Annotated in this window: 21 protein-coding genes and 2 pseudogenes; 8 read left to right on the top strand and 15 right to left on the bottom strand. The window is 34.7% G+C overall.

Annotation, left to right across the window (positions count from 1 at the left end; all coding sequences use genetic code 11):
- Together AQ616_RS13605 and AQ616_RS13600 are read right to left on the bottom strand one after the other, a co-directional pair.
- Nucleotides 1-205: N-acetylmuramoyl-L-alanine amidase family protein (locus AQ616_RS13605; RefSeq protein WP_139136362.1), on the bottom strand; the 205-nt coding region annotated here is incomplete at its 3' end.
- 60 nt (nt 206-265) lie between these two features.
- Nucleotides 266-499: a phage holin gene (locus tag AQ616_RS13600; RefSeq protein ID WP_069685992.1), complete on the bottom strand. Its 234-nt coding sequence runs from the start codon at nt 497-499 to the stop codon at nt 266-268.
- A 580-nt stretch (nt 500-1079) separates the two neighbouring features.
- Here AQ616_RS13600 and AQ616_RS19450 point away from each other — a divergent pair.
- Both AQ616_RS19450 and AQ616_RS13595 read left to right on the top strand, forming a co-directional pair.
- Nucleotides 1080-1328, top strand: coding sequence for a hypothetical protein (locus AQ616_RS19450; RefSeq protein ID WP_139136361.1), 249 nt, complete (start codon nt 1080-1082; stop codon nt 1326-1328).
- Nucleotides 1265-1543: pseudogene (locus AQ616_RS13595) on the top strand (tyrosine-type recombinase/integrase); the annotation flags it as partial. The gene AQ616_RS19450 and the pseudogene AQ616_RS13595, both read left to right, overlap by 64 nt.
- Before the next feature lie 88 nt (nt 1544-1631).
- Here the strand turns inward: AQ616_RS13595 and glnA are convergent.
- From glnA to AQ616_RS13555, 8 genes and pseudogenes are all read right to left on the bottom strand, one after another.
- Complete coding sequence (gene glnA, locus AQ616_RS13590; protein ID WP_017796761.1) at nt 1632-2969, bottom strand: type I glutamate--ammonia ligase; 1338 nt, start codon at nt 2967-2969, stop codon at nt 1632-1634.
- 89 nt (nt 2970-3058) lie between these two features.
- On the bottom strand, nt 3059-3433 hold the full coding sequence (locus AQ616_RS13585) for a MerR family transcriptional regulator (protein ID WP_039819771.1): 375 nt from the start codon (nt 3431-3433) through the stop codon (nt 3059-3061).
- A gap of 138 nt (nt 3434-3571) precedes the next feature.
- Nucleotides 3572-4810, bottom strand: coding sequence for a methionine gamma-lyase family protein (locus tag AQ616_RS13580; protein WP_084822481.1), 1239 nt, complete (start codon nt 4808-4810; stop codon nt 3572-3574).
- Nucleotides 4811-4815: 5 nt separating this feature from the next.
- Nucleotides 4816-6057: a GTPase HflX gene (hflX, locus tag AQ616_RS13575; protein WP_069685991.1), complete on the bottom strand. Its 1242-nt coding sequence runs from the start codon at nt 6055-6057 to the stop codon at nt 4816-4818.
- Nucleotides 6058-6101: 44 nt separating this feature from the next.
- Nucleotides 6102-6968 carry a stage V sporulation protein K gene (spoVK, locus tag AQ616_RS13570; protein ID WP_375544843.1) on the bottom strand — a complete coding sequence of 289 codons (867 nt, stop codon included), beginning with the start codon at nt 6966-6968 and terminating at the stop codon, nt 6102-6104.
- 529 nt (nt 6969-7497) lie between these two features.
- Nucleotides 7498-7828: pseudogene (locus AQ616_RS13565) on the bottom strand (antibiotic biosynthesis monooxygenase family protein).
- Between the two features lie 429 nt (nt 7829-8257).
- The gene (locus AQ616_RS13560) at nt 8258-8968 is read right to left on the bottom strand and encodes a DNA alkylation repair protein (protein WP_240490506.1); all 711 of its coding nucleotides are present in this window, start codon (nt 8966-8968) and stop codon (nt 8258-8260) included.
- A gap of 431 nt (nt 8969-9399) precedes the next feature.
- On the bottom strand, nt 9400-10188 hold the full coding sequence (locus AQ616_RS13555) for a DUF2268 domain-containing putative Zn-dependent protease (RefSeq protein ID WP_069685989.1): 789 nt from the start codon (nt 10186-10188) through the stop codon (nt 9400-9402).
- A 457-nt stretch (nt 10189-10645) separates the two neighbouring features.
- Here AQ616_RS13555 and AQ616_RS13550 point away from each other — a divergent pair, with 457 nt between their 5' ends.
- From AQ616_RS13550 to AQ616_RS13525, 6 genes are all read left to right on the top strand, one after another.
- Entirely contained in the window at nt 10646-12148 is a 1503-nt protein-coding gene (locus AQ616_RS13550; protein WP_069685988.1) for a solute symporter family protein, read from the top strand.
- Nucleotides 12145-13920 (top strand): LytS/YhcK type 5TM receptor domain-containing protein, encoded by a 1776-nt coding sequence (locus tag AQ616_RS13545; RefSeq protein ID WP_069685987.1) that lies wholly within the window; start codon nt 12145-12147, stop codon nt 13918-13920. Before AQ616_RS13550 ends, AQ616_RS13545 begins: the two co-directional genes overlap by 4 nt.
- A 20-nt stretch (nt 13921-13940) precedes the next feature.
- Entirely contained in the window at nt 13941-14681 is a 741-nt protein-coding gene (locus tag AQ616_RS13540; RefSeq protein ID WP_069685986.1) for a LytR/AlgR family response regulator transcription factor, read from the top strand.
- Between the two features lie 209 nt (nt 14682-14890).
- Complete coding sequence (locus AQ616_RS13535) at nt 14891-15193, top strand: DUF4212 domain-containing protein (RefSeq protein ID WP_017796751.1); 303 nt, start codon at nt 14891-14893, stop codon at nt 15191-15193.
- A gap of 19 nt (nt 15194-15212) precedes the next feature.
- Nucleotides 15213-16916 carry a sodium:solute symporter family protein gene (locus AQ616_RS13530; RefSeq protein WP_017796750.1) on the top strand — a complete coding sequence of 568 codons (1704 nt, stop codon included), beginning with the start codon at nt 15213-15215 and terminating at the stop codon, nt 16914-16916.
- Nucleotides 16917-16945: 29 nt separating this feature from the next.
- Nucleotides 16946-17407, top strand: a complete 462-nt coding sequence (locus AQ616_RS13525) for a hypothetical protein (RefSeq protein ID WP_240490505.1) — start codon at nt 16946-16948, stop codon at nt 17405-17407.
- Between the two features lie 218 nt (nt 17408-17625).
- Here AQ616_RS13525 and hfq read toward each other — a convergent pair whose 3' ends face one another.
- The 5 genes from hfq to mutS form a co-directional block, all read right to left on the bottom strand.
- Nucleotides 17626-17850 carry an RNA chaperone Hfq gene (gene hfq / locus AQ616_RS13520; RefSeq protein WP_011066035.1) on the bottom strand — a complete coding sequence of 75 codons (225 nt, stop codon included), beginning with the start codon at nt 17848-17850 and terminating at the stop codon, nt 17626-17628.
- A 33-nt stretch (nt 17851-17883) separates the two neighbouring features.
- A complete protein-coding gene (miaA, locus tag AQ616_RS13515; RefSeq protein ID WP_069685985.1) occupies nt 17884-18825 on the bottom strand; it encodes a tRNA (adenosine(37)-N6)-dimethylallyltransferase MiaA in 942 nt (313 codons plus the stop codon).
- Nucleotides 18826-18848: 23 nt separating this feature from the next.
- Nucleotides 18849-19292, bottom strand: coding sequence for a Dps family protein (locus tag AQ616_RS13510; protein ID WP_017796747.1), 444 nt, complete (start codon nt 19290-19292; stop codon nt 18849-18851).
- A gap of 71 nt (nt 19293-19363) precedes the next feature.
- Entirely contained in the window at nt 19364-21262 is a 1899-nt protein-coding gene (gene mutL / locus AQ616_RS13505; protein ID WP_069685984.1) for a DNA mismatch repair endonuclease MutL, read from the bottom strand.
- Nucleotides 21263-21278: 16 nt separating this feature from the next.
- Entirely contained in the window at nt 21279-23879 is a 2601-nt protein-coding gene (mutS, locus tag AQ616_RS13500; RefSeq protein ID WP_069685983.1) for a DNA mismatch repair protein MutS, read from the bottom strand.
- Nucleotides 23880-23975 lie beyond the last annotated feature (96 nt).

Genomic DNA, 23975 nt, shown 5'->3' with positions numbered 1-23975 from the left:
TATTCGCATCATTTGTACGTTGTGCAAGACTCCGAGTCGTGTCGCTTGTCCTACTCATACGAATGCTATGCCCTTCATAATCACGATTAAGAATGTCTCTAGTTTTAAGTGCAATTGTTAAATTAACATTCTTTTCTTGCAGTCCGTTTCCTACTGCACCCGGGTCTGTTCCACCATGTCCTGGATCTAAATAAATTTTACTCATTATAAATTCCTCCTTAATATTTTGTATTAAAAAAGTGGCTTGCCCGTTTGGACTAGCCACCTATTTAATAAGGCTATTTCGTTGTAATACTTCTTTTTGACTCTTACCTCTAGCAGTTACATAGTTATTTTTGAACCATGCCCATGTAGCAGCTACAGCAGTAATAATCATTGCTATTACTTCTCCCCATAGTTGTTCTGTCCCCAGTATAGGGTTTAATCCAAATATCACCAAGAACTGGTTAACCAATGCAATAACTAATACTATGGTGCGTGTTAGTGTCGCTTTATCCATGCTTTTCACCTTCTTCAAGTCTTAAAATTTAGCAAAAAATAAAGCAATAGCTCCGCTGATAATTCCTGTTATCACTGCGGTAACAATTGTTTTGTAATCATCCGTCTTGTCCAATTTAACCCCCCTAACAATCCAACACCAAAACTTACAATATAAATAACCCAGTGCAGCTGCCTCCACACGGGATAGGGGAGTCGTAGCTCCCCCTATTTTATTTAATTAATATTTCGATTTGACAATCTTCACATACAAATCTCGGTACCCTCTCTTTATGAAGTCTATTTGCAATTCCCACAATTTCATTATTGACAAAAGTGAAACCGTATTCATTTCCAGATACATACTCTTCTAGAGCTTACGAAAGAGGAATAGAATTTCAACCTTTGCCTAAATAAAGATTCAAAATGGCATATAACAAAAAGTCATATTTAATTAGACGAGGGGAAATTCTAAGTAGTTTTTAATACTGCACTTGCGGCACAAGAACTAATAGGAAAGAAGTTACTAGTAGAATGCTAAGAGGAAAAGGTATCCCTGCTCCGGAAAATGTTGAATTTATAAATAAAGAATTTAATAGAGCGTGGGATGGGCAAAATCTATTTTACTTGTTGTCATTAAACCATATGATGGCATGAAAGGTAGAGATGTATACGTCAAATTAAGTGATTACAATGAATTTGTTCATTGTTTCAATCAAGTTGGTTGCAAACACAAAGAAGTTTTATCCGTCACCATCATTCTATTCGATCTATCCAGTAATCTTCCTGTAGAAAAGATGGTAATTTCATGCCAAAATCAAGTTTGTTTAATGCCTTTACTTGCATATTAAAGTGAGCAAAATTGAAACCTTTACCTATACATTCCCTACGACACACTCATGCAGTTTTACAATTAGAAGCTGGGGCAGATATGAAATATATTCAAGAAAGACTGGGGCATGGTAGCATTCAAATAACGTCTGATGTATATTCCTACATTTCAAGTAAACTAGAAACAAAAAATACCTCCCAATTTGAAAAATACATGGAAGGTATTTTAAAATAAATTTTTTCGTGGGTGTTTCGGGGTGCCAATATAAATCATAAAAGCACACCCACCAAACCACTACCTTAAAAACTCTATTCTATCAAGCTTAATAGTTTGATAGATATTGTTCACGTTCCCAAGGGTGTACAGTTGTACGGAACATATCCCATTCAATTTCTTTCGCTTCAATAAAGTGCTCGAATAAGTGTTCACCAAGAGAAGCTACTAATACTTCATCTTGTTTCAAGTTATCCATTGCATCTTTCAATGTTGCTGGAAGGTCTTGAACACCGTTAGCTTCGCGTTCAGCTTTATCCATAACATAGATGTTACGGTCTACAGATTCTGGAGCTTCTAAACCTTGTTCAATACCATCTAATCCTGATGCAAGTAGTACTGCTAGAGCCATGTACGGGTTAGCAGATGGATCTACACTACGTACTTCAACACGTGTACTTAATCCACGAGAACTTGGAATACGTATTAAAGGACTACGGTTAGAACCGGACCAAGCAACATAACAAGGTGCTTCATATCCAGGTACTAGACGTTTATACGAATTTACAGTTGGGTTAGTTACTGCTGTAAAGTTAGTCGCGTGCTTAATAATACCAGCGATAAATTGATATGCAGTCTTGCTTAATTCTAGCTCACCGCTAGTGTCATAGAATGCATTCTCTTTCCCGTTAAACAAGGACATATTCACATGCATACCAGATCCATTTACACCGAATAATGGTTTCGGCATGAATGTAGCATGTAAGTTATGCTTTCTAGCAATTGTTTTAACTACTAGTTTGAAAGTTTGAATATCGTCTGCATGTTTTACTGCATCCGAGTATTTAAAGTCAATTTCATGCTGCCCTGGAGCTACTTCGTGATGAGAAGCTTCAATTTCAAAGCCCATTTCTTCTAATTCTAACACAATATCTCGACGGCAATTTTCACCTAAATCTGTTGGTGCAAGGTCGAAATAACCACCGTGGTCATTCAATTCAAGAGTAGGTTCGCCTTTTTCATCTAATTTAAATAAGAAGAACTCTGGTTCCGTTCCAATGTTGAATGCATCAAATCCTAACTCTTCCATTTTCTTTAGATTGCGCTTCAAGTTATAGCGTGGGCAACCTTCAAATGGAGTACCATCCGGATTATATATATCACAAATGAATCGTGCTACTTTACCTTTTTCAGAAGTCCATGGAAATACTACAAAAGTATCTAAATCTGGGTATAATAACATATCAGATTCTTCAATACGTACAAAACCTTCAATACTAGAACCATCAAACGTCATTTTATTATCTAAAGCTTTATCTAATTGACTATAAGGAATTTCCACGTTTTTAATTGTTCCTAGCATATCTGTAAATTGTAATCGGATAAACTTAACATTTTCCTCTTGTATTTGCTTAATAACTTCTTCTTTCGTAAATGACTTACCCATTCGTTCTCCTCCTATAATTTAATTTGATTTTTATGATCAGAAAAAATCCCACTACGTTCTTTGTATGTAGTAATCATTTTTCTAACTTACTACTGATATTGGCTCGTAAAGAAACGAGCAAGTTCCCCTTGTCGAATACTAGTTTTCCCCATTCTTCCAGCTTCGTTCAACTCATTTCTTAAAATAGTTCGAAGTTCCCTGTCAGATATGTTGGAGTCATTTTTTTTAGATGTCTCAACAACTTTTTGTCCTTCAGCCAATAATAGCTTTATTCCAGCCATATTTAAGCCTTTATCAAGTAAATCCTTGATTTCTAGTAAACGGTCAACATCATTGAATGAAAACAAACGCTGGTTACCTTTGGTACGTTCTGGTGCTATCAATTCATTTTCTTCATAGTATCGTATTTGTCTTGCAGTTAACTCTGTAAGTTTGATAACAATACCAATGGAAAACAAGGGCATGGAACGCCGATCTTTATCATTCAAAAGATGACCCCCTTTTCATTTATAATGCTATTATATTCAACGTTAGCTTATATGTCAAACAAATGTTAGCATTTCTAACATGAAATTATCTATCCATTTAAATTTTCCCTAATTTTACGAAACTAAACCCTTATCTTTTAATGTTTTTATTGCTTCTAATAACGCAATTTTAACATGAGTATAGGTTAGACCACCTTGTACATAAGCTGTATAAGGAGCTCTAATCGGCCCGTCAGCAGAAAGTTCTATGCTTGAACCTTGTATAAATGTACCAGCAGCCATGATGACTTGATCTTCATAACCCGGCATATCACTTGGATATGGTTTTACATAGGAATTAATCGGAGAATTTTCCTGTATAGATTGACAGAAAGCGATCATCTGATCTGCTTCATCAAATGTAACTGTTTGGATTAGATCTGTCCTTTTATCTAAATACGACGGTGATGTCTGAAATCCTGCTAACTCTAAAAATCTAGCAGTTAAAATTGCTCCTTTCAACGCTTCTCCAACAATATGAGGAGCCAAGAAAAATCCCTGATACATCTCTTGCAACATCCCTAATGACGCTCCCGTTTCTTTACCAAGTCCTGGGGCAGTTAAACGATTAGCGCATAGGTGGATTAATTCCTTATTTCCAGCAATATACCCCCCAGCACGAACCAGACCACCTCCTGGATTTTTAATGAGCGACCCTGCCATTAAATCTGCTCCTATATGAAGTGGTTCATTCGTTTCCGTAAATTCCCCATAACAATTATCGACAAATACAGTAACAGACGGGTCTATTTCCTTTACAAATTGAATCATTTCACCAATCTGATCTATAGTAAAAGATGGACGCTGATCATATCCTTTCGATCGTTGAATGGCAATTACTTTTGTATTGCTTGTCCAGCTGTCTTTCACTTGCTTGTAATTCACAGCCCCATCAGGAAGTAAAGAAATTTCACGATATCCTATATTAAAGTCATATAAAGATCCTTCTTGTTTTCCTGGCTTTCCTATTACTTCTTCCATTGTGTCGTATGGCTTACCAGTAATATAAACCAGTTCATCCCCTGGTCGAAGCACACCGAATAAAGCTGTCGTAATAGCATGAGTGCCGGAAACTAATTGAGGGCGAACGAGCGCGTCTTCACCACCAAAAACTTCCGCATATACTGCCTCCAAAGAATCTCTGCCAATATCATCGTATCCATACCCCGTCGTTCCTTGGAGATGGGTATCACTGATGCGATGATGACGAAATGCATTAAGCACACGCTTTTGGTTGATTTCTACATTTTTTTGTATATCTTTATGCTGTAATGTACAATCTTGTTCTGCTTGTTCCATAAGTAACTCCATCATGATGACTATTTCTCCTCTACAAAACGATTCAAAGGATGGTTATATCGAACAAATCCTTGTACAACATATTGTTCCTTTTCCTCATTAAATTCTCTATGTGTTATCAGTGTCTCTGTTTTTAGTCGATAAAGTAAATCTCCTTCTTCCGGATGTACATGCGTAGTGTAAAAACCCCATTCTTCTTTTAAAATAGATTCTATCTGTAACATCATATGATAAAGATCATTTTCATCATAAGCGCTAATTAATACGTTCGGAAATTGATTAGCAATAAAATCTTCCCCATGTACTAAATCTTTTTTATTATAAACCGTAAGTATCGGAATATGATTTGCATTAAGTTCTTCTAATAATTTTTGCACTGTCTTTTGCTGCTGGTTCAAATCAGAGTCAGACGCATCAACCACATGCAATAAGAAGTCTGCCTCAGCAACTTCTTCTAATGTAGATTTAAATGCTGCAATTAACGCTGTGGGTAAATCTTGAATAAATCCAACCGTATCTGTTATTAAACAAATCATATCCGACGGTAACTTTACTCTTCTTGTTAACGGATCTAGTGTAGCGAATAATTGATCTTCTTCTAATGAACTACTTTTGGTTAATCGGTTGAAAAGTGTTGATTTTCCAGCATTGGTATATCCAACAACTGCGATTTGAAATACGTCATTTTCTTTCCTACGTTTCCTATATTGACTACGCTGTTTAACCACTAACTGAAGGCGACGTTTTATATCATAAATCCTTCGTTCAATGTGGCGTCGATCTGTCTCTAATTTGGTTTCACCAGGCCCCCTTGTACCAATACCTGCTCCAAGCCGAGATAATTGTGTGCCCTGTCCATGCAAGCGAGGAAGCAAATACTCCAACTGCGCTAGTTCTACTTGGAGTTTCCCTTCCTTGGTTTGCGCACGCATTGCAAATATATCAAGAATCAGCTGGCTACGATCAAGCACTCGAACACCAAAAACATCTGATAAGTTTCGAATTTGACCCGCAGATAATTCATTATTGGCAACAACGATATCTATCTCTTTAGTTTCTATAATTTCATGAATTTCATGTAGCTTCCCTTCCCCCATATATGTAGCAGGGTGAATACGGTCGCGCTTTTGAGTGATTATTTCTTCGACCGTACCACCAGCTGTTTTACATAACGAGACAAGTTCATGTAAAGAAGATTGAAATCGGTGATCTTCTTGTTTTGTTTGATTTACGGCAATTACTAATACTTTCTCTTGCGTCATGTATGAACCTCTTTCTTGTGTTTTTCACTATTATTAGTATACCCTTATTCTATATCTAACAACATATCTTCTCCAGTCAATAACATTAAGTCGTTTGAACTATAATTATCCTCGGATAATAAACGGACCGCATGAAGGCGTATCGCACGTTCAATCACATTTCGAACGTAACGAGCATTTGAAAAATTCGCACTACAGGCGCGAACTTTTCTCGCTAAATGATTTCTCAGCTTCCATTCTGCTTCTCTAGAAAATTTATATTCTCGTTCATCTACCATACGCTTTGCAATTTCCATTAATTCTTCCACACCATAATCATCAAATTCTAGTATAAATGGAAATCGTGATTCCAATCCAGGATTAAACGTTAAAAATCGTTCCATCTCATATGGATATCCAGCTAAAATAAGCACTAAATCTTGATGTTGATCCTCCATATGTTTGACAAGCGTATCAATTGCTTCTTTACCGAAATCTTTTTCTCCTCCACGGGAAAGCGAATACGCTTCATCAATAAATAAGACACCTCCCATAGCACGCTGAATAATCGCTCGTGTTTTTTGTGCTGTCTGCCCAATATATTCTCCTACTAAATCTGCACGTTCCGCTTCAATAAAATGACCTTTGGATAGAATGTTCATTTCATGATAAATCTTTGCAAGCTTACGAGCTACCGTTGTCTTTCCCGTGCCAGGATTTCCTTTAAACAACATATGAAGCACTTGCTTTGAATCCTTTAACCCTGATTCTTTTCGTTTCTCATTAATGAGTATACTCGCATATATTTCTTTAATCGATGTTTTTAAATCCTTTAACCCAACAAAAGAGGAAAATTCTCTGTCGACTAATTGTAAAGGACTATTCGTCCGTTTCGCTACTGCAGTACGTGATTCTGCTTTTGGCTGCTCCATCACCTTTTGGTCTTGCAAGATGATATTTATTCTTCCGTTTTTATATCCTTGAACTTGTGCCAATCAACCATCACCCCTTACTCCTTAACAGTATACGCAAACGCCCTAAAGGGGTGACAAATGCCTAGAAATTCTTATGTATTTTGTGTCTAAATGATAAATTTATTTATATTAGCATATCATTAATCCACTTTAGAAATTTATTTTCAAATATAACCAATCCCAGTTAACTATGAAGAAAACCTTCTGAAATTATTGCTCAGGGAGAATATCTAAATTGACATACGATTACAGCAGTATTTTCGTTTTTACTTATGCTCTTAATTAGATACATTGTATCTTTTCTATATAGGCATAATTTTAAAAAAAGATTCGTTAATTAAGCAAGAAATATCAAACTTATTTTTGTCCTTCTCCATATCATCAGTAACTTTTTAGAAATTGGCCTTATATTCAGTTATCGATTTTGTAAAGATTCATCTCCATTAAAATTCCGTTCTAACCTTTTATAACTATCATTAAGAAAGGATTACATATGATAAAAATAGTCCCTCTCAACTTTACAAACTCGAACGTTGTAATGTTTATACCACTCTTTTTCCCCTCTCTCTTGAGCTACTTTATGAGATGAATTTTCTTTCCAATTATCAATGACCAATGTCCTCTAGTGATTCCCAATATGAAATAGTAATACCTATCTTATTATCCCTAACACTTTCAATACCTAGAAATCCTTTTCGCTTCGAAGCTAACTGTTCCATTGCTTGTGCCATTTTTCCATATCCATTATCACTTCCTGTCCTTAGTGAAGTAAATATCACTGCATAATACGGTATTTGTTGTTTTATTTTCGCATTCATCAATTAAACCTCCAAATAGAAATTAAATTATAAATCATTATTTTCCCTTCCCTTCAAATGAACATGATAAAAATTTTATTGCTTAAATTACATTCTATATATAAAGATGCGTAAAATGATATTTTCAGTTTGTCATTCAGTAATGGTAGCAAGATTCTCTTGTATTAATGTTAAGTCCACAGTGTGATTCTCTGTAGATATAAAAATGCATGACAAATAGTAGGTGCTGATGCAAGAATAACGATTGAAGCTGAGTCTATTCTCTATTAACCGAACTATTCTTCATCATAAAACTCTTCTTTTCAACTATACATTGCTTAAATATTTTCTTTTATTACGGTTTACAGTTCACACTTTAAGCCTTTTTACTCCTTATCTAATTTCTATTAAAAATAATTGCTCCTTAATAAATAGTTACTATAGAATTATTCACTTAGACAAATAAAATTTTCTCGTTTCTTTATCAAATTTTTCTATGGCATATCTTAGTGTAATCCTAGACATAGTGGATACGTGTTTGTTCAAAAAACGTTTTAAAGCTTTTTCATTCTGTTTACCTGCTTCTCGAATCCAACTACCTATAGCTTTTTGAATGAGTTCCTCAGGGTCATCAAGCAGTATTTCAGCGATACGGAAAGTATGATCAATTTCACCTTTTTTTAAAAATGCATGTGTGCTAACGATTGCCGTTCTACGTTCCCACATATTGTTTGAACGAGCTAAATCATATAATATGTTTTTTGGTTTATCTATTAAATATATGCCAATTACAGAAGGTGCCGATCGGTCTACAAGATCCCAATTATTGATACGATCATGTCTACGAAGATAGAAATCGAACAAGCTTTTTCTTTGACTTTCAGTAATCTGCTTTTTTTTAGCCTGGTAATCCATGATACTAACAGCGCCCATTCTCACTTCATAATAGGAGCTATCTAGCAACTTTTCGACCTCAGTCAAAGGCGTTTCCATAAATCGCTTTGCAATCTGAAAAACTGTACGCATATGTAACCCCATACATAATGTGCTAGAATCAGAATTCTTTATGAATCGTTTCATTTTTTCTACATCTTCCTCATTTCGATGCTTTTCTAATTCTATTATAAATTCTTTAGCATTTGTATCCTTCAATGTTTTCACCTCTAATTAAATGTATTCCTTAAGATTATAATGCAAATATAAATCGAAAATTTCTTTCATATTGCTCTAGTTTTATTGGTAATTCAAACTTTATATGCTAATTAAAAAATACATAATTAACATCTAAAGTATTTCTTTCTAAATTTCCTCAGATACTTCGAACAATCTATCCTCATAGTTCGCTTTGTGAACATAACCCTTAAAATAAAAAGATTACACTTATAGAAAACCATTCATAACGAATATAATTTCTAAAAAAAGACATCACATCTAATTTATTGCAGTAAGTTACATGGATCGTTATTCATAATTAGACAAGTATTCTCCCTCTTCAAAGACTTCTTTGGCATCAATTCCCAACCACTCTTCAGGAGTTAAATCTGGGTGTTTTTCTAAAAAAGAACCTACCATCTTATATCCTTCTGAATACCCTAACTTGCAGGAAAAGGTTGGTATCCTTGCATCACTTGAAATATTCTATCTTCATCTGTTTTGAATAATTCATCTTCTATTGCTTCCCACATACTAAGATTAAAATTTGGATATATAGGAATGTCTGAATTTTCTGGATACAACATTTTTTCAAACATAACCGCTTTTCCTTCAAAAACCATATTATTTAATAAAGTCATTTCTTTTTGATCATCGTAATATCTCTCCGTCCACACACTATGATGGTATTCATGTGCGATTACATTTTTAATACTGTCTTTTCTGGACTCATCATATAATAATGTTAATTTGTTCGAACCTTGTGAGTATCCGGTGGTCATGTTGGGATCAACATTTGGGAAAATGCATATGGTGGTTTCTTTATCTGTTGGCAATATAGTACTAGATTCATTAAGTGACGTAGTTATTTGATCATGAATATCATCTTGATTGGTTTGTTGTACAAGATTGAGTAGAATCTTTTCATCAGATTCATTGGGAGGGTTATTGATTATAAATTCCGTACTAAACTCCACACTGTTAAAACAATCTTCATATATTGGATTAATTACTACCTCTTTATAAATATCCTTTTTTCTTGAGTCAGAATAACCTTCTTCTATCACTTTTTCTAAATAGAGTTCAAATAGATTAAATGCATTTATTAGTATAAAAGACTGATTAGTTTTTGGATTGGTTTCTTTTATAGAGTCTATATCTTGATTATTACTATCGCACCCCCATAGACCTAATAATAAAATAATACATATTACACGCATCCCTTTCATCACGCACCACTCCTTATAATTGCAGTACCGACTTATTACCTATAGTTTAACACAACAGGTAAGTCCTTTTTATTGTATCACTATACATATAAGAATTTTTTAAATATTGACTAAAATTAATGAGTTCAATTATAATTATTTCAAGTTACCTATTACAATAAAGTGGTGAGAAAATGAGGAATGGTTCTAAAAAAATACACTACACAGAAACTGCAAAAATAGAACTTTTGCATAAACAAAGAAGACAACGTTTACATTTTATGACCACAATAATCTTTCTTTGTTTATTTATATCTCTCCCATTGATCATTTCATTCCTAGATATAAATATTGTAGCTCTTTGGATATACCTTTTATGTTTCTTTCCACTTACTTGGTTAATTGGTTGGCTTTATTGGAGACGAATGAGCAGATAAATAGTAAAGCTAAAATCGATATCCAAAAGAGGAGCTTTTTAATGAATTTCACTTATTTCATTTTCTTCTTAGCTATTGTTGCAGGCACATTAATTATGACGCATTGGGCAGCGGAACGAAGTAAAACTACAGAGCAATTTTATATTGCTAGTGGTAGTTTAACAGGTTTTCAAAATGGACTTGCTATTGCAGGAGATTATATTAGTTCCGCTTCCTTTTTAGGGATAATTGGTTTAATCGCTTACTACGGCTTTGATGGATTTTTATATGCGACTGGATTCCTTGTTTCCTATATTATTCTACTACTATTAATTGCTGAACCCGTACATAGCTTGGGTACATATTCTGTTGGTGATGTAGTATCTTCAAGATTTTCAGGAAGAAATATGCGCTTGTTTGTGGCAGCTACAGGAATTATTATCTCCATCTTATATCTAATTCCACAATTAGTAGCTTCTGGATTATTAATCCGTTTGTTATTAGGAGTAGATTATATTTCATCGGTTTGGATTATAGGTATTCTCATGACCATTTACGTTGTTTTTGGGGGTATGGTTGCAACCTCATGGGTGCAAATTATAAAAACAGTGCTTCTCATGTCTGGAACATTGATGTTATTGTTTATTTTATTATCATGGATTAAATGGGATATTCCCTTTTTAATAAATCAAGCTCCCGTTAATAGTCCGCTTGGAGAGGATTTTTTCTCACCTGGTAATTTACTACATAATAACATTGAAATGTTTTCTCTTATGCTAACGTTAATTTTAGGCACTTCTGGTCTCCCTCATATTTTAATACGCTTTCTAACCGTAAGAAATACTAAGCATGCTCGTCTCTCAGCAATTTCAGCGACTTGGCTAATTGGCTGTTTTTACTTAATGACCTTGATTTTAGGACTAGGTGCAATTAGTCTTGTTAGCTGGGACGCATTAACACAATCGGATTCAACAGGCAATTTAACCGTATTTTTACTAGCTGATGTTTTAGGCGGAGATTTTCTTGTTGCATTTGTTATGGCAATTGCATTTGCAACAATTATTGCTGTTGTTACCGGACTTATATTTGCAGCTACTTCTTCTTTCGCATATGATATCTACGTCCATTATTTAAATAAGAAAGATACCAGTGAGAAGAAAAAATTACTCGTTGCTAGAACAACAGCGATTATCATCGGAGTTATTTCTATTGGACTTTCCATTGGTTTAGAAAATACAAATGTTGCTTATTTAGTATCTTTGACATTTTCACTTGCTGCCTCTACTATATTTCCTTTACTAATTTTCACTTTTTATTGGAAGCGCTTCACTAAAATTGGAGCTTATATTGGATTATTCTCCGGTTTGATTATATCCGCAGCTTTATTTCTCCTCGGTCCAGAGGGCATGAAATTAATTAGCCTCAATAACCCTGGAATAGTTGCAATACCAATCGGATTTTTAGGTTGTATTATTGGAACTTTTCTAGATCCAAATGGTGATCGTGGAAATTATCAAGATATGTTGATGAAGATTCACACGGGGATTGGAGTGAAGAATTCTTGATAGAACTAACGATTGTTTTATTTCAACGTATCGGTTTGTTATTATTGATGGCATTTATCTTAACGAGAATACCATTATTTCGTTCGTTGTTAGATAAAGATATTACTTTAAGAACTGTCATCCTTCATTCGCTTATATTCGGCTTAATTAGTATTATCGGTGCCCACGCTGGAGTCGTTATGATTGGTAATGAGTTAATCATGCAAGCTTGGATCATGAATGTTGCAGAAGATGAAGTGTTAATTGGATTTAGTGTCGTTGTAGTTATGATTGCAGGATTACTTGGAGGACCATTTGTCGGATTAGGCTCAGGAATGGTAGCTGGATTGTATATCATTTTCTTAGGTGGCGGAGGATGGATAGCAAATAGTTTGATTAACCCTTTAGCTGGTTTATTAACAGGATGGGCTGGTCAATTCTTTTCAGATGATCGAGTAATGTCGCCCAATAAAGCATTATTTATTGGAATATTTCCTCCTGTTTTGCATATGGGATTATTACTCATTATGTTGCCTGATCAGCAAATTGGAGTACAAATTGTAAATACGATCGGTATTCCACTAGTAGTTACGAATTCTATTGCATTGGCTATTTTTACAATGATGATACGATTAGCATTAAATGAAACAGAAAAAGAAGCAGCTTTAGAAACAAATCGTGCATTAACGATTGCAGAAAAAGCCCTCCCTTTGTTAAGTGAAGAACCTGGTACAATGAATGCTAATAAGATGGCTAAGTTATTATTTAATGAGTTAGATATTGCAGCTATATCGATTACAAACCGAACAACAGTATTAAGCCATGTCGGATTAGGAGATGACCACCATCGACCTGAAGAACCATTAAAGATGCGACTTTCTCGTAAAGCAGTAAAAGAAGGAAAAATTCAGATTGCTTATCATCAAAGTGATATCCAATGTGGTGTAGACAATTGTAAGTTGAAAACTGCCATTATGGTACCTATTTATCGATCAGGAGAAGTAATTGGTTTAATCAATCTATACTACCGACATTCTCAACAGATAACAGCAGTCGAAATAACATTAGCAAAAGGTTTAGGAACAATTATTTCCAATCAAATTAGCGGGCTTGAAGCAGAGAAAGTGAAGAAATTATTAAAAGAAGCTGAAATGCGTAATCTACAAGCTCAAATTAATCCACACTTCTTGTTCAATACGTTTCATTTAATTCACAGCCTATTACGTGTGGATACAGAAAAAGCAAGACATATTCTCGTACAGTTAAGTCAGTTTATGAGAGCAAATTTAAAAATTGCAAGCGTATCTCTTGTTCCACTTCATAAAGAGCTGGAACATCTACAAGCATATTTAGAAATTGTTCAAGCACGTTTTCCAGATCAAATTACTACCTCTATTCATGTCGATGAACATTTATTAAATATCGAAATTCCACCAGCAACACTACAACCTCTTGTTGAAAATAGCATTCAACATGGTTTGTCTCTGGCTACAACCAAAGGGATACTTACGATCAATATAAGTAAGATAGAAAATAATGTCTTGATAGAATTATTGGATAATGGGCAAGGATTTGAAGAAAGCTTACTTCCATTATTAGGTAAGGAACCTTTACATCAACAAAATAAAGGGAATGGAATTGCATTGTATAATATTAATCAACGTTTAATAAGTTTATTAGGTGACGAAAGTGAACTTCAAATACAAAATATAGATAATGGAAGCATGGTTCAATTTATAATACCAAATCGTGATTGTAAGAAGGTCGAACAATTTCATATGAACACGTATTAAAACCAAGGAGGTGTATATAGTTGAAGATTCATGTAATGATAGCAGAGGATGAAAGATTAGCAAGAGAAGAGCTTACATATCTCTTGCAACAAGAAAATGATATTATATTATGTCCTAGTGCAGAAAATGGAGATCAATTACTTAAATTGTATCGAGAATACAATCCGAATGTTATTTTTCTTGATATTCATATGCCTGGGATAAATGGCATAGAAATTGCAAAAAAATTACGTAATGATTATGAAAATCGAGATATAATTATTATTTTTACTACAGCATATGAATCCTATGGTGTACAAGCTTTTGAGATACAAGCAACTGATTATCTATTAAAACCATTTGATGAAGAAAGGTTAAAGATCGCTATGAATCGAATTAGAAAGGCACTCCCTAATAAAGAAGTACGAAAGCCGAAAATCGATAAATTAGTCGTAAATCTTGATGAAAAAATGATTGTTATTGACCCCAATCAAATTGGCTTTGCTGCTCGCGAAGGACGAACATTAAAAATACACTTTTTATCGAATGAAGTTATTGAAACAAAAATGAACCTGAAAGAGCTAGAAGAAAAGCTATCTGGCTTTCCTTTCTATCGCCCACATCGAAGTTATTTAGTAAATATGGACTGCATAAAAGAAATTACACCATGGTTTAATGGCGCTTATAATTTAGTAATCAAAGATCAAGACGAATCAACAATACCAGTTAGCAGAACTGCTGCTAAAGGTTTATTTGATGCACTACAAGGTGTAGATCAATAATACATTTTAAAACGCTATACTACAACTTAACCCTCATATCCTACATTTTAGGTTTAAATTTAAAATAAATAGAAGTATTTACAATATACTGAATTCATAGCTGAATGTTCAGTATATTTTTTATTGAAATTATGTAAGCGTTTTCTGTTTTGGGAGGAGGAGGTTTCTTAAGCTTACTTTTTCTTTCATTTTTTAAGGAGGGGTTAATATTGGAGAATAAACAAAATTACCAAACATTAGATGATAATCAACAAAAATACTGGAAGAAAAATTTAAAATTGATAACGATTCTGCTTGCTATTTGGGCTATTGTTGGCTTTGGTGGCGGAGTCTTATTCGCGGGTCCTTTAAGTAATGTACCTTTCTTTGGGGTATCACTCTCCTTTTGGATTTCTCAGCAAGGAGCCATTTTAGTTTTTATATTATTAATTTTGGTATATGCCATTCGAATGGATCGATTAGACAAAGAATACTTAGATTCAATAAAAAATGAGAGACAATCACACGAATAAATAAAGGGGGGTTTTTAATTTGAGTGTAGAAGCAATTACTATTGCGTTAGTACTGTTTACATTTCTTGTATATACTGCGATCGGATGGTGGTCCCGTGTACGTGATACGTCAAGCTTTTATGTAGCTGGTCAAAATGTTCCAACTGTAGCAAATGGTGCAGCCATTGCGGCGGACTGGATGTCAGCTGCATCATTTATATCAATGGCTGGACTAGTAGCATTTTTAGGATATGATGGAACGATTTATTTGATGGGATGGACTGGGGGCTACGTATTATTAGCGTTACTATTAGCCCCATATTTACGTAAGTTCGGTAAATTTACCGTTCCTGACTTTATTGGAGATCGTTTTTATTCTAACAGCGCACGTGCAGTTGCTGCGATTGCTACAATTTTTATATCTTTGACTTATATATCTGGTCAAATGCGCGGAGTTGGTATTGTATTTAGTCGTTATTTACAAGTCGACATTATTGTAGGTGTTCTAATTGGAATGGCAATCGTTGGGTTCTTCTCTTTATTAGGAGGAATGAAGGGGGTTACTTGGACACAAGCAGTACAATACTTTGTTATTATCATCGCTTTTCTTATTCCTGCTATCGCAATATCTTTCCAATTAACCGGGAATCCGATCCCACAAATCTCGTTAATCGGAAGTGACATTGTAGAAAGACTAGGTCAAATCCAGATTGATTTAGGTATGAATGAGTATATGGAGCCTTTTACCAACTTATCTTTACTCAATGTATTTATGATTACATTAGCTTTAATGGCTGGAACTGCTGGACTTCCTCACGTTATTGTACGATTCTATACAGTTAAAAGTGTACGATCTGCAAGATGGTCTGCGGTTTGGGCAATTGTATTCATTGCTTTACTTTATTTAACTGCTCCTGCTGTTGGTGCTTTTGCAAAGTATAACTTGATTAATACAATTGCTGATGAACCACTTGAAGAAGTCCAGGATATTGAATGGGTTAATAAATGGGAAACAACTGGATTACTGCAATTCAATGATTTAGATGGGGACGGTATGATTAATTTTACGAGCGGACCAGATAATGAAGTAGTCATTGATGGTGACATTATTGTATTATCTACTCCAGAGGTTGCAAATTTAGCACCTTTTGTCATTGCATTAGTTGCTGCAGGTGGACTGGCAGCTGCCCTATCAACGGCATCTGGACTACTAATAACAATGACAAGTGCTGTTTCACACGATATATACTACCGAATATTTAATCAAGAAGCATCTGAGAAACAGCGACTTAGAGTAGGTAGAATCACATTATTTGTCGCATTACTAATTGCTGCCTATGTAGGGATTCGACCACCAGGATTTGCGGGTGAAGTTGTGGCACTTGCCTTCGGACTAGGTGCAGCCAGCTTATTTCCAGTAATCCTTACAGGTATATTCGATAAACGTATGAATAAAGAGGGTGCAATTGCAGGTATTCTAACCGGTTTGACATTTACATTAATAACCATAGGTTTAATCTTATCCGAATCTATATTTGGAACAGATGGTCCAATCATTGAGAATTTCTTTGGAATTAACGCGCAAGGCGTGGGTGTAATCGGAATGTTGTTGAACTTTGTTGTCAGTTTTATTGTCTCTAGAAATACACAAGCACCACCTATTGAAATTCAACAATTGATTGAGAATGTTCGTGCGCCGGAAATAGATGAAGAAGAAATAGCTGCTACAAAAGATGATAAGTAATACTAGCTATCTTAAGGAAGGGCGGAAAAATGATGGAGTGGACAATATTATTAGGAGCTTTAGTGGTAGTTTTCTTTCTTCTACACCCTTGGTTGAATCTTATAGCATTTCGTAAAGTAATAGGGATCACTTTGTTTTTGGAGATATTTTACTTGCTTGGACATTATATTATGGGATGGCCATTTCCTGCGCCAATAATACTATTGCAACTATTCGTTGTTACCGGATTAGGGGTTGCGTTAGGAATATTTTATTCGCGGCTTTGGCCCCTTCCTCAGAATAAAGGATTTGAGAGGATCTTTCGAACGTTTTTAATCGTTGTACCTTCTCTAGGATTAGGAATGGGATTACAAGTATTTTTACAAGGTGCATTTGCCACGCAAGCTATCTACTTAATATTCGCGCTGTCTGCTTGGTTAGGATCTGGACACTTTGTGAAGAATGCTAATGAAACGAATCAGACTGTGAAACATAAACTGATAGAGACATAAACTAATCAAGGTTGGAACAAATATATTTAATCAAGAGATAAAGTAAACAAACTTAGAATGGTGGCTTCCGTTTAAGCGAACAGAATAGGACATGGTGAATCCCTCTCCTACGCTACCTATTTTTTTACCATTTTACTACCATTTGTCTTTTGATTATAACTTTTCATTTTAGAGCCATTTAAAAAGCCAGCAGTTTTTTCGCTGCTGGCTTTTACATCTTATTCTTTATCGAGTGAAACATTTTTAACCGGTGAGAACGTGGATATAGCATGCTTAAAGATAAGCTGCTGTTTTCCATCCGTTTCTAATAAAACTGTAAAGTTATCAAATGCCTTGACTAAACCTCGTAATTGAAAACCATTTGTTAAAAATACAGTAACGGAAATATGATTCTTTCTTAGCTGATTTAAGTACTGATCTTGAATATTGACGGATTGAGCCATGGGAAAGTTCCTCCTCTTTTCTATCTATAATAATTAATTCGATTTTTCTTCTAAAATTCCTGCTAAATCTTTTAAAATAAATTCAATTTTTTCCTCGATTAACGTCGGTTCCATCTTATACCATTGGACATTCATTTTATTTCGAAACCAAGTAAGTTGTCGTTTTGCATATTTTCTAGAATTTTGCTTTAAATCATCGATTGCGTATTCAATCGGTTGATTACCAGAAATATGCTGGATAATCTCTTTATAACCAATCGCATGCATAGATTGACAGTCTTCATATCCTCTGTCTATTAGATTCTTTACTTCCTCTATTAAACCAGTATCAATCATATGATTAACCCGTTGGTTTATTCGATCATATAATACATCTCTATCCATATCTAAGCCAATTATGATTGGATTATAAGGTGATTCAAGTTGTTGCTGTTGTTGGTACTCTGTCATTGTCATTCCAGTAGTTTCATAAACCTCTAGTGCACGAATTAGTCTACGATGATTATTTGGATGTACTTTTGCAGCTTGTACAGGATCGACTTCTTTTAATTTTTTATATAATTGGTCAGGCCCTTCTAGTTTAATCATTTCTTCCATTCGTTTTGTAAAGGATTCATCACGACGTTGCTCTGAAAAATTATAATTATATAACACAGCCTGAATATATAATCCACTACCACCAACCAATATAGGTAGTTTATCTCTTCGTAATACGTCATCAATGCATTTCTTCGCATGTAATTGAAAATCAGCAACTGAAAAAGATTCATCTGGAGAAATAATATCTATCATATGATGTATGATTCCATCCATTTCTTCTTTTGTAACTTTTGCAGTGCCAATATCCATGCCAGTATATACTTGTGTAGAGTCCCCACTAATGACTTCTCCATTAAATCGCTTGGCCATTTCAATACCTAGTAATGACTTCCCTACCGCAGTAGGTCCGACAATCGATATAACTGTTTCTTTCATATACATTCCCCTAAATGAACCCATCATTTTTGATAGGATTCTAACATCCATTTCTTTTTATCTAAATCGGCATGTAGACTTGTCAATAAATCTTCTGTAGGATGATCATGAAACTCTTCTGTAAGAGAATATCCTTCTTTTTGGATTTCACTGATTAATTGAGTTATATTCTTTACTAATTGTTGAATAATCTCCGCTTCTTCATCATCTGCAGCCGCTTCTTCTATTGTAGACTCTTTGATATATTTTGCCATTGTTGCTAAGGGTTTTCCACCAATCATTAAAATACGTTCTGCAATTTCATCAAGTTGAACAGCAATTTGTTCATACATCTCTTCAAATTTATCGTGCAATGTGAAAAAATGAACGCCTTTGACGAACCAATGATAACGATGTAATTTTACATATAACACAAAGTAATTTGAAAGTAATTGATTTAAAAAATTTATTAATCGTTGATTGTCCATGTCTCTCACTCCAAATGTTAACCTACGTACTAATATTTCTAGGTTTGACATAAAGGAGTAAGTTTATACTGCTACATTACACGTTTAAACATCTTCTCTAATTCATACGTCGAAAAATGAACGATGATCGGTCTTCCATGTGGACAAGTAAAAGGGTCAGTTGTATTTCTTAAATCTTCAAGAAGTTGGTACATCTCATCTGATGTTAAATAATGATTCGCTTTTATCGATCGTTTACAAGACATCAGAATAGCTGCTTCTTCTCGAATACCCTCTACACTTATTTTTGATTCATGCATCACCTGATCAACCATCTCACGGATAACTTCTTCCTCAAATCCTTTTGGAAACCAAGTGGGGTGAGAGCGAATTACATAAGTTTGATTACCAAAAGCCTCAAAAAATAGTCCAACTTGTTCGAGATCTTCTTTATGATTTTCAATAAACAATGATTCTTGCTTGGAGAAATCAAACGTCATTGGAATCAATAATTCCTGTGATTCGTTCATTGGTTTTCCTAATTTATCACGAAAAAATTCATATTTCACACGTTCTTGAGCTGCGTGCTGATCGACCATATATAAACCATTCTCATTCTGAGCCAAAATATAAGTACCTTGTAATTGTCCAATTGGATACATCATCGGGACACGTTTATCAAATGTTTTAGTTTGCTCTTCTTGTATTGGATTATCAACTTCTTCAAATGGAGATGTCGAAATATCCACCGATACTTCTTCAGTTACCTCTGGTTTATAGTTATCAGTCAGATTTGAATTTCGCTCGATTTCATGATTAATCGCTCCATCTTCAGTTTGAGGCTGATCAAATTTTTCTGTTTGATCACGTATGATAGAACGGGAATCTTGTGATGAAAAAGATTCAGAATGCATGGGTAATCCTTTACGGTTATTTGTATCAAATCGAAAAGAAGATTGCTCCGATTTTTGTCTCTGAGTGGGTTGTTTCTCTACTTTAGGAATTAATGTAATCTCTCTAAATCGATCACGAATCATATTTTCAACTGAAGTAAAAAGCTCTTTATCCTTACTAAATCGAACTTCTAATTTCGCAGGATGTACATTCACATCCACAAGTATCGGATCCATCTCAACATTGAGTACAACAATCGGCGAACGTCCAATAGGCAATAACGTATGGTAGCCTTGTAAAATCGCTTTATTTAATCCGATATTTCGTATAAATCGTCCATTAATAATTGTCGACATGTAATTTCGAGAAGCCCTTGTCACTTCAGGTTTAGCGATATAACCATGTACGCTATAATCTAGCGTTTTAAGTTCGACCGGTAACATTTGTTTTGCTACACTCATGCCATACACTTGAGAAATGACTTGGAGAATATCACCATTTCCAGATGTTCTAATAAGTCCTTTGTCATTATGCAGGGCTTCTATCCGAACCTCAGGATGTGCTAAAGCCATTCTATTTAATACATCCGAAATATGACCTAATTCTGTATGAAGGCTCTTCATATACTTTAATCGTGCAGGTGTATTATAGAATAATTCACTGACAGTGATATCTGTCCCCTGCCTTGCATCGCTTTTTCCTCGATGCTTGAGACTTCCTCCCTCTAACTGCAAGAGAGTACCTGCTTGATCTCCTTGGGAAGTTTGCACAGATAGTTTACTAACAGATGCAATACTTGCTAATGCTTCTCCGCGAAAACCAAGTGTTTTAACATGAAACAAATCTGATTCGTTTTTAATTTTACTAGTTGCATGACGCAGGAAAGCCCGTTCCACATCATCTTCTTCCATTCCAGCACCATTATCTGTGATACGAATTTCTTCCAGTCCTGCCTCTTTTATTTCCACTCTTATCCACGTTGCACCTGCATCAATACTGTTTTCTAAGAGCTCTTTGACAACCGATGCTGGTCTTTCTACTACTTCACCAGCTGCAATTTTATTTGCGAGTGCATCTGGCATTTGAATTATTGGCATGATATCCCCCTCTCTATTATTGCTTTAATCCTTTTTGTAGGCGATATAATTCATTCATTGCTTCTAATGGCGTTAAATCTAATACATTTACATTCTTTAACTCCTCAATTACAGACTGTTCTTGGTTGTTGTGAAGTTTATCCTGTTTCGGCATTTCGGCTTTTTTCTTATTCGATTCTTCTACAAAGAAAGATAGCTGCCCAGACTCTAATTTATCCTTTATCGGTGTAAGCTTCTTATTTGAATCATCTTCTAATTCTTCTAAAATTACCGAAGCCCGTTCAATAAGTTCACTAGGCAACTCCGCTAATTTAGCAACATGGATACCATAACTTTGATCAGCTGCACCTTCTTTAATTTGATGAAGGAATACGACATTCCCTTCATGCTCTTGTGCACGAACATGAATATTTTTTAAATGGTGAAGAGAATCTTCTAATGCTGTTAACTCATGATAATGTGTAGAGAATAACGTTTTTGCGGCAATGTTATTATGAATATATTCTACAATCGCTTGAGCTAATGCCATACCATCATACGTGCTAGTTCCTCTTCCGATTTCATCTAATAATATTAAACTTCGATCGGTAGCATTGGAAATTGCATGTCTAGCTTCTAACATCTCTACCATAAAGGTACTTTGACCAGATACTAAATCATCCGCAGCTCCGATTCTAGTAAATATTTGGTCGAATATACATAGCGTAGCTTGTTCTGCTGGAATAAAGCAACCAATTTGTCCCATAATTGCAGTTAACGCGACCTGGCGCATATACGTACTCTTACCAGACATATTCGGTCCTGTAATCAATAGCATATTTTGAAGCTTATCAAAGACAACATCATTCGGTACAAAGGTTCCATCTTTCATTACTTGTTCAACTACTGGGTGTCTCCCTTTAGTCACTTGTAACTGTTCGTCATTAAATTCTGGTCGAACGTAATTATTCGATTCACTAACAGAAGCAAAACTTTGTAAAACATCAATTTGGCTAATTATATGAGCTAATTGTTGGATCAGTGGAATTTCTTCTTTAATTTGATCTCTTATTTGAATAAATAAATCATATTCAAGCTCCACACTTTTTTCTTCTGCTTCTAAAATAAGTTTTTCTTTTTCTTTTAGTTCTTCGTTTACAAAGCGTTCAGCATTCGTTAAAGTTTGTTTTCGCTCATAACGTCCTTCAGGTAATAAATGAAGGTTCGGTTTTGTTATTTCGATATAATATCCAAATACACGATTATAACCGACCTTTAAGGAACGTATACCTGTCTCTTCACGTTCTCGATGTTCTAGTTGGGCAATCCACTTCTTCCCATTTCTAGAAGCATCTCTGTAGGTATCTAATTGGTCATGGTAACCTTCCTTGATTAATGACCCTTCTTTTATGGAAATGGGTGGCTCATCTACAATACTCATTTCAAGAGATTCAACCATCTGCTCTGGATAAATAAGCAACTCTGCTAATCTTGTAATTTCAGGTTGATCGAATTGTTTTAAAGTTTCTTGTAAAGCTGGAATCCGAGATAAAGATTGTTTTAATTGAATTAAGTCTCTGGCATTTACATTACCAAATGCAATACGTCCAGAAAGTCGTTCTAAATCATATACTGATTTTAATAAATCACGAAGACTCTCTCTTTCCATAAAACCATCATAAAAACCTTGCACCACTTCTAATCGCTCATTTATCTTTTGCTTACTTAACAATGGTCGTTCTAACCATTTTTTTAATGTTCTTGCTCCCATTGCTGTTACAGTTTTATCAAGTACCCACAAAAGACTACCGTGTTTTGATTTTTTCATGATTGTCTCTGTTAATTCTAGATTTCTTTTGGAGTACATATCCAGACTCATATACTGTTTTAATTCAATAACTTCTGCTTTTTGCAAATGATGTAATGATCTTTTTTGTGTCGTTTGAATATAGTTTAATAGCCTACTGAATGCTTTCATTAATCGCTCATCATTTAAGTTCTCACTTAATTCACGAAACTCTGCATTAAAGGTAACTTCATCTTGATAAGACAGTGTCACATTCAAACGTTCTTTTAATTGAAGTTGCATTTCTTCTGGGAGGTTGCTTGAGATAACAATTTCCTTGATTGGTTGATTATAAAATTCATGGATGACAGCATCCCATCCATCATTAATTAAAGCTAGACGATTCTCACCAGTAGATAAATCGTTATACACGATAACATAAGAACCATCTTGAAAATGAGATAAACTCCCAATATAGTTATTTTCTCCGTCGGTTAACATTGTGCTTTCCATAACAGTTCCAGGTGTTATCATTTGGACAACTTCTCTTTTAACAACACCTTTAGCTGTTTTAGGGTCTTCTACCTGTTCACAAATCGCTACCTTATATCCTCTATCGATTAATGTTTTTATATAATTCTCAGCAGAATGATAAGGTACTCCACACATTGGAATAGGGTCCCCTTTGCCACCCGCTCTTTTTGTTAAGGTTATCTCTAACTCTTGTGCTGCACGTGTAGCATCTTCATAAAATAATTCGTAGAAATCACCTAGTCGATAAAAAAGGAATGCATCTTTGTATTCATTCTTTATTTGTATGTATTGTTCCATCATCGGCGTGAGCTTTGCCATGTTAAATCCTCCAACTTACCGTATCTTTTTCCATCCATTATAGCATAATTTGACCCTATACTTGTCCAATTCTGTCGAAAAAAGAAAACGAGAGTA

Source organism: Oceanobacillus sp. E9, from assembly GCF_001741975.1.
GTDB lineage: Bacteria > Bacillota > Bacilli > Bacillales > Amphibacillaceae > Oceanobacillus > Oceanobacillus kimchii.
The sequence above is the reverse complement of the archived record's forward strand: the minus strand, read 5'-3'. Positions and strand labels throughout refer to the sequence as shown.

Excerpts from the sequence above, each read along its gene's own strand:
- miaA (WP_069685985.1), bottom strand. The coding sequence starts at position 18,825 with ATGAAAGAAACAGTTATATCGATTGTCGGACCTACTGCGGTAGGGAAG.
- spoVK (WP_375544843.1), bottom strand. The coding sequence starts at position 6,968 with ATGGAGCAGCCAAAAGCAGAATCACGTACTGCAGTAGCGAAACGGACG.
- mutS (WP_069685983.1), bottom strand. The coding sequence starts at position 23,879 with ATGGCAAAGCTCACGCCGATGATGGAACAATACATACAAATAAAGAAT.
- mutL (WP_069685984.1), bottom strand. The coding sequence starts at position 21,262 with ATGCCAATAATTCAAATGCCAGATGCACTCGCAAATAAAATTGCAGCT.
- AQ616_RS13585 (WP_039819771.1), bottom strand. The coding sequence starts at position 3,433 with ATGCCCTTGTTTTCCATTGGTATTGTTATCAAACTTACAGAGTTAACT.
- AQ616_RS13580 (WP_084822481.1), bottom strand. The coding sequence starts at position 4,810 with ATGATGGAGTTACTTATGGAACAAGCAGAACAAGATTGTACATTACAG.
- hflX (WP_069685991.1), bottom strand. The coding sequence starts at position 6,057 with ATGACGCAAGAGAAAGTATTAGTAATTGCCGTAAATCAAACAAAACAA.
- glnA (WP_017796761.1), bottom strand. The coding sequence starts at position 2,969 with ATGGGTAAGTCATTTACGAAAGAAGAAGTTATTAAGCAAATACAAGAG.
- AQ616_RS13550 (WP_069685988.1), top strand. The coding sequence starts at position 10,646 with ATGAATTTCACTTATTTCATTTTCTTCTTAGCTATTGTTGCAGGCACA.
- hfq (WP_011066035.1), bottom strand. The coding sequence starts at position 17,850 with ATGGCTCAATCCGTCAATATTCAAGATCAGTACTTAAATCAGCTAAGA.
- AQ616_RS13600 (WP_069685992.1), bottom strand. The coding sequence starts at position 499 with ATGGATAAAGCGACACTAACACGCACCATAGTATTAGTTATTGCATTG.
- AQ616_RS13510 (WP_017796747.1), bottom strand. The coding sequence starts at position 19,292 with ATGGACAATCAACGATTAATAAATTTTTTAAATCAATTACTTTCAAAT.
- AQ616_RS13525 (WP_240490505.1), top strand. The coding sequence starts at position 16,946 with ATGATGGAGTGGACAATATTATTAGGAGCTTTAGTGGTAGTTTTCTTT.
- AQ616_RS13555 (WP_069685989.1), bottom strand. The coding sequence starts at position 10,188 with ATGAAAGGGATGCGTGTAATATGTATTATTTTATTATTAGGTCTATGG.